Origin of the sequence: Streptomyces angustmyceticus (assembly GCF_040701845.1) — a bacterium.
Taxonomy (GTDB): Bacteria; Actinomycetota; Actinomycetes; order Streptomycetales; family Streptomycetaceae; genus Streptomyces; species Streptomyces angustmyceticus_A.
Genome location: NZ_JBFBHQ010000008.1, coordinates 281,975 through 287,974 on the forward strand (window position 1 = coordinate 281,975; position 6,000 = coordinate 287,974).

Genomic DNA, 6,000 nt, shown 5'->3' on the forward strand with positions numbered 1-6,000 from the left:
CACGAGCAGACAAGGGAGTCCGCCCCCGTGGCCATCTCCGTCTTCGACCTCTTCTCCATCGGCATCGGCCCCTCCAGCTCCCACACCGTCGGCCCGATGCGCGCCGCCCGGATGTTCGTCGGACGCCTCAAGAAGGACGGTCTGCTCGCCCAGACGGTCACCGTGCGCGCCGAGCTGTTCGGCTCGCTGGGCGCCACCGGCCACGGCCACGGCACCCCCAAGGCCGTCCTGCTCGGCCTGGAGGGCCACTCCCCGCGCACCGTCGACGTCGAATCCGCCGACGCCGAGGTCGAGCGCATCCGCACCACCAAGCGGCTGCGGCTGCTCGGCGCGGAGATAGGCGCCGCGCACGAGATCGACTTCGACGAGTCGGCCGAGCTGATCCTGCACCGGCGCCGGGCCCTGCCCTACCACGCCAACGGCATGACCCTCTTCGCCTACGACGCCGCCGGCGCCCCCCTGCTGGAGAAGACCTACTACTCGGTCGGCGGCGGCTTCGTCGTCGACGAGGACGCCGTCGCCGGCGAGAACCCGATCGTGCCGGACGACACCGTCCTGACCCACCCCTTCCGCACCGGCGACGAGCTGCTGCGCCTGTCCGCGGAGACCGGCCTGTCCATCTCCGCGCTGATGCTGGAGAACGAGAAGGCCTGGCGCACCGAGGACGAGATCCGCACGGGTCTGCTGGAGATCTGGGACGTCATGCAGGCCTGCGTGACCCGCGGCATGTCCCGTGAGGGGATCCTGCCCGGTGGTCTGAAGGTCCGGCGCCGGGCCGCCAACGCCGCCCGCGCCCTGCGCTCCGAGGGCGACGCGCCCGCCCGCGCGATGGAGTGGACCACCCTCTACGCCATGGCCGTCAACGAGGAGAACGCGGCCGGCGGCCGGGTGGTGACCGCCCCCACCAACGGCGCCGCCGGCATCATCCCCGCGGTCCTGCACTACTACATCAACTTCGTGCCGGGCGCCGACGAGGACGGTGTGGTCCGCTTCCTGCTGGCCGCCAGTGCGATCGGCATGCTCTTCAAGGAGAACGCCTCCATCTCCGGCGCCGAGGTCGGCTGCCAGGGCGAGGTCGGCTCCGCCTGCTCCATGGCCGCCGGCGGCCTCGCCGAGGTCCTCGGCGGCTCCCCCGAGCAGGTCGAGAACGCCGCCGAGATCGGCATGGAGCACAACCTCGGCCTGACCTGCGACCCCGTCGGCGGCCTCGTCCAGATCCCGTGCATCGAGCGCAACGGCATGGCCGCCGTCAAGGCCGTCACCGCGGCCCGCATGGCCCTGCGCGGCGACGGCCGCCACCACGTCTCCCTCGACAAGGTCATCAAGACCATGAAGGACACCGGTGCCGACATGTCCGTCAAGTACAAGGAGACGGCGCGGGGCGGGCTCGCGGTCAACATCATCGAGTGCTGAGGGCCGGCGTCCTTCCGCGCTATCTGCCGATCTCCCAGGCGAAGGGCGGGAGTTCGCGGGCCCGGGAGTAGATGTCCAGGGCCTGGCGCGCGGGGACGAAGGGGTGGACCCGGGCGCCTTCGAGGCCGGCCAGCAGGCGGGCGCAGTGGTGGACGCAGCCGGCGACCTCCCTGCCCTGGCGGTCGACGATGGTGGCGGCGTCCCGCGGGCCCTCGCACGGGGTGGGGTCCTTGGCGGCGGCGGCCGGGCAGCGGCCGTGCGAGGCGGACGCGGCGCTCCCGTCGGCGGACGGGCGCGGCGGGGAGGCGTCGAGCGGCTGGTTCATCGGTGTGTCCCCCTGGTGCTGCGGTGGTACGTGCCGTGAGCGGCGCCGCGGCGGCATCGCGCCTGCCTTCCGGCACCCAGGACAGTGCTGCTCGGCGCGGGATGCGTCCATGCGGGCTTGGGGAAGATCTGGTCCGATCGTCAGCTCTTCATGGGAATGCCCGTGACGAGGGGCTGGTACCGGGCCGGGTGAGGCGGTCGCGGCGCGGGAAGACGTACGGCTCCAGGAGCAGCGCGAGGGCGAGCAGCGTCGCCGCCAGGAGCCAGCCGGCCAGGACGTCGCCCGGCCAGTGGACGCCCAGGTAGACACGAGTGAGGCCGACCCCGGCAGCCCAGAGGGCGAGCACCACGCACCAGGTGCGCGCCACGGCGGGGCGGGCGCGCCGGCCGATGCCCCAGGCCAGGATGCCGGCCGCCAGCGCGGAGGTGGTGGCGTGGCCGGAGGGGAACGCGTAGCCGGAGGCGTGCGCGGCCCAGCCGGCGGCCGGCGGGCGGGGGCGGGCGAGCAGTTCCATCAGGCCGTAACGGATCGCCTGGCCGACGGCGAGGACGGCGACGGCGCAGAGCACCGCGCGCAGCCGGCCCACCGTGCCCCGCCCCGCGAGCAGGCCGGCGAGCACCACCAGCAGATAGGGCACCGGTCCGCTGCCGGTGGCGGTCAGCGCACGGGCCAGGGAACGCAGCGGTTCCCCGTGGTGGGCGGTGGACCAGCGGAGGGCGGCCCGTTCGGGGGCGAGCGGGATCCCCTGCCGCAAGGACACGGTGATCGTCACGGCGGCGAAGAGTGCGGCGCAGACGGCGGCGAAGACCAGGAGCGCGACGGTGCCGGGACGGCGCCGCCACGGTCCGGAGGGCGGGGCCGGCTCCGTGCCCGGCCGCGGCCGCCGCGATTCCGGCTCCGGCCCGGACGCCGTCACCGCGCGGCCACCAGGGGGCGCAGCCGGGTGGCCCGGATCCGGTCGACGACGGGGGCCGCGCGGCGGGCGAGCGGGGTGAGCACCCGGGCCACGAGCGCGCCGGTGACCAGCCCGGCGGCGACGTCGTGCGGGTAGTGCGCACCGACCCAGACGCGGGAGGCCGCCATCAGGAGCGCGGCCGGTACGGCGATCCGGCCCAGTTGCCGGTCGCACAGCAGCAGGGCGACCGCGGCCGCAGCGGCGATGGCGGCGTGGTTGCTGGGGAAGGACCAGTCGCCGGACCCGGGACAGGCCTCGACGGTGGCGGTGTGGAGCGTGCGGCACGGCCGCCGTTCGTCGAAGAAGGTCTTGACCAGGTCGTCGACGAGGAACGCGGTGACCACGACGACCGGGGCGGCCAGCGCCGACGCCATGGCGCGGGAGGGTCCGTTCCGCGCCCGCCACCAGCCGATCAGCATCAGGACGGCGAAGAGCGCGAGCCCGTAGTCGGTCCAGTAGGAGACGAGGGTGTTCAGGCCGTGCGGGAGGTGACGGGCGAGCCCGGTGATCCACAGGTACGGACCGCCGTCGATCGAGGCTCCCCCGAAGGCGAGGTGGTTCACGGGGGCTCTCCTTGGCGGCTCAGGGGCGTGGGGTGGTGCGGGGGGGGGACGTGCCGGTGGCTCAGGCGCCGGGCGGCGGCGTGGGGCCGGGCGTCCCTTCCGGGCGCCGGCGGGAGCGGAGCAGTTCGACGGCGAGCGGGGCCAGCGACACCAGCACCACGAGGGCGATCAGCGGCAGCAGATAGCGGTCGACGTTCGGTACGGAGGTCCCCAGGGCGTATCCGGCGAGGGTGAGGCCGAGCGTCCAGAGGAGGCCGCCGGCGATCTGCCAGAGGGCGAAGGTGCGGGCGGGCACGCCCAGGGCGCCGGCCAGCGGGTTCAGCACGGTGCGCACGACGGGGACGAAGCGGGCGAGGACGAGGACTTTGGCGTGGCCGTAGCGGGCGAGGAAGCCCTCGGCGCGGGCGGCGCCCTCGTGCAGCCGGCGGGCGCGGCTGCGGGCCAACAGGGCGCGGCCGCCGCGCCGGCCGATCCAGTAGCCGGTCTGGGAGCCGGCGAGCGTACCGACGGCGGCGGCCGTGAGCACCTGCGGCAGCGCGAGGTGGACGGCGCCGGTGGTGCCCGGGGCGCACAGCAGTCCGGCGGTGAACAGCAGGGAGTCGCCGGGCAGGAAGAAGCCGATCAGCAGCCCGGTCTCGGCGAACAGCACGACGGCGAGGCCCAGGGTGCCGAACGCGGCCAGCAAAGAACCGGCGTCGAGCACGTTCACGGCCTGGACGACCGCTGTCACCTGCGGAAATGCGGCGGCTGCAGACATGTCGGCGGGCCCTCCCATAATGGGTTGCGGGCCTGCCCTCGGACCGGCCCGACCGACTACAGTCACGTAGACGGTCTACGTGACTGTAGACGACGAAATGGTGAAGGGCGTTCCATGTCGGAGACACCACCCGTGCAGCGGCGCCCGGCCGGCGAGCTGGAGGCGAGCGTGCTCGCGGCGCTCTGGGCGGCGGGCGGGCCGCTCAGCCCCGCCGAGGTGCAGAGCGCCCTGGGCGGCCGCCTCGCGCGCACCACCGTCACCACGATCCTCACCCGGCTGCACGACAAGGGAGCGGTCTCCCGCTCCCGGGCCGGCCGCGGCTTCGTGTACTCCCCCATACAGGACTCCGCGGGGCTGACCGCCCGGCGGATGCGCAACGAACTCGACAAGCAGGACGACCGCGGCAGCGCGCTCGCCCGCTTCGTCTCCCAGCTGACCAGCGAGGACGAGCAGTTGCTGCGGTCCCTCCTGGAGGGCGCGGACGGCGCCGCCGAGGGGCCGGCGGCCGGCCCGCAGGACCTTCCCGGAACCGCGACACCATGATCTTCGCCGTATGGATCCCCCTGCTGGTGCCGCTGCTCGCGGTGCCGGCCGCCCGCCGGCTGGCGGAGTCGCTGCCACCGCGGGCCGCGGCCTGGCTGCTGACCGGCTGCGCGGTCGCGCTGGCCGCCTGTACGACCGCGGCGCTCGGCCTGCTGCTGACCGCCGGGGCGCTGCGCCTGCCTCCGGTCGCCGCCCTGGGCCACCTCTCCCTGCCGCTGCTGGGCGGCGATCCGGTCGTGTCCCTCCCCGCGGCCGCTGCCGCCGCCGGTCTGCTCACCGCCTGTGCGCTCGCCGCCGTCCACCGCGCCCGACGCCACCACACCGAGCTGCGCACCGCCCGCCTCGCCACCGGCGCCCACCCCGCCTCCGGCGACCTGTGCGTCCTGCCGGACTCCGCGCCCGACGCCTATGCCCTGCCGGGCCGGCCGGGCCGGGTGGTGGTCACGGCCGGGATGGTGCGGGCCCTGCCCCCGGACGAGCGGGAGGCGCTGTTCGCCCACGAGCGGGCCCATCTCGCGGGCCGGCACCACCTCTTCCTGCTCACGGTCGCGCTCGCCGCGGTCTGCCATCCGCTGCTGCGGTCCCTGCGCGCGCCGCTCGCCTACGCCCTGGAGCGGTGGGCCGATGAATCGGCCGCGGTCCGGGTGGGCGACCGCCGCCTCACGGCCCGCGCCATCGGCCGCGCCGCGCTGGCCTCCCGCCCCGGCCTGCCCTCGCACCGCCCCGGCACCGTCCTCGCCGCGACGGCCGGCCCCGTCCCCCGCCGGGTCGCCGCCCTGCTGGCCCCCGAACGGCCCGCGGCCCCTCCCCCGCGCACCGCCGCCCACGGCCGCCGCCTGATCGCCGCGGCCCTGCTCGCCTGTGTCGCCTTCTCCGCGGCCGCCGCCCTGGACGCCGCGGCCGACCTGCACGAAACGGTGGAGGTGGCCCAGGGGGAGGCGACGCACTGACGGTTCGCGGCGAGGTGTTTTCTTCCCACGTTTTTGGCTTTCCCGCCGTGGCGCCTGGCGGCCGGTCCGCTGCGTTTTGCCTCCGCTCGTTTTTGGCTGTCCCGCCGTTGCGCCTGCGGCGGGCGGGTCCGCTGCGCGGGGCTGGTGCGCCCGCCGTTGCGCCTGCGGCGGGCGGGTCCGCTGCGCGGGCTGTGGGTGCGGTGCCGCTGCGCGGGGCTGGTGCGCCCGCCGTTGCGCCTGCGGCGGGCGGGTCCGCTGCGCGGGGCTGGTGCGCCCGCCGTTGCGCCTGCGGCGGGCCAGGTCCGCTGCGCGGGGCTGTGGGTGCGGTGACGCTGCGCGGGGCTGGTGCGCCCGCCGTTGCGCCTGCGGCGGGCCAGGTCCGCTGCGCGGGGCTGTGGGTGCGGTGACGGGCCTGCGGGGCCTGGTGTGGGGACTGCTTCGCTTTACGTCCCCACACCAGGCCCCTCCGGCCCGTCCCCTCCCGTGGGGGGGGT

7 protein-coding genes are annotated in these 6,000 nt (G+C 75.7%); 3 read left to right on the forward strand and 4 right to left on the reverse strand.

Annotation, left to right across the window (positions count from 1 at the left end; translation table 11 throughout):
* Positions 1-27 precede the first annotated feature (27 nt).
* A complete protein-coding gene (locus AB0411_RS20650; protein ID WP_366418715.1) occupies positions 28-1,413 on the forward strand; it encodes an L-serine ammonia-lyase in 1,386 nt (461 codons plus the stop codon).
* A 19-nt stretch (positions 1,414-1,432) separates the two neighbouring features.
* Here AB0411_RS20650 and AB0411_RS20655 read toward each other — a convergent pair whose 3' ends face one another.
* From AB0411_RS20655 to AB0411_RS20670, 4 genes are all read right to left on the reverse strand, one after another.
* A complete protein-coding gene (locus AB0411_RS20655) occupies positions 1,433-1,738 on the reverse strand; it encodes a hypothetical protein (protein WP_366418716.1) in 306 nt (101 codons plus the stop codon).
* A gap of 148 nt (positions 1,739-1,886) precedes the next feature.
* Positions 1,887-2,654 (reverse strand): phosphatase PAP2 family protein, encoded by a 768-nt coding sequence (locus AB0411_RS20660; protein ID WP_366418717.1) that lies wholly within the window; start codon positions 2,652-2,654, stop codon positions 1,887-1,889.
* Positions 2,651-3,256, reverse strand: a complete 606-nt coding sequence (locus tag AB0411_RS20665) for a phosphatase PAP2 family protein (protein ID WP_366418718.1) — start codon at positions 3,254-3,256, stop codon at positions 2,651-2,653. Before AB0411_RS20665 ends, AB0411_RS20660 begins: the two co-directional genes overlap by 4 nt.
* Positions 3,257-3,317: 61 nt before the next feature.
* Entirely contained in the window at positions 3,318-4,013 is a 696-nt protein-coding gene (locus AB0411_RS20670) for a DedA family protein (RefSeq protein ID WP_366418719.1), read from the reverse strand.
* Positions 4,014-4,127: 114 nt separating this feature from the next.
* Between AB0411_RS20670 and AB0411_RS20675 the strand changes: the two genes are divergently transcribed.
* Together AB0411_RS20675 and AB0411_RS20680 are read left to right on the forward strand one after the other, a co-directional pair.
* Entirely contained in the window at positions 4,128-4,556 is a 429-nt protein-coding gene (locus tag AB0411_RS20675; RefSeq protein WP_366418720.1) for a BlaI/MecI/CopY family transcriptional regulator, read from the forward strand.
* The gene (locus AB0411_RS20680; protein WP_366418721.1) at positions 4,553-5,506 is read left to right on the forward strand and encodes a M56 family metallopeptidase; all 954 of its coding nucleotides are present in this window, start codon (positions 4,553-4,555) and stop codon (positions 5,504-5,506) included. Before AB0411_RS20675 ends, AB0411_RS20680 begins: the two co-directional genes overlap by 4 nt.
* Positions 5,507-6,000: the final 494 nt, after the last annotated feature.

Excerpts from the sequence above, each read along its gene's own strand:
- AB0411_RS20655 (WP_366418716.1), bottom strand. The coding sequence starts at position 1,738 with ATGAACCAGCCGCTCGACGCCTCCCCGCCGCGCCCGTCCGCCGACGGG.
- AB0411_RS20670 (WP_366418719.1), bottom strand. The coding sequence starts at position 4,013 with ATGTCTGCAGCCGCCGCATTTCCGCAGGTGACAGCGGTCGTCCAGGCC.
- AB0411_RS20675 (WP_366418720.1), top strand. The coding sequence starts at position 4,128 with ATGTCGGAGACACCACCCGTGCAGCGGCGCCCGGCCGGCGAGCTGGAG.
- AB0411_RS20680 (WP_366418721.1), top strand. The coding sequence starts at position 4,553 with ATGATCTTCGCCGTATGGATCCCCCTGCTGGTGCCGCTGCTCGCGGTG.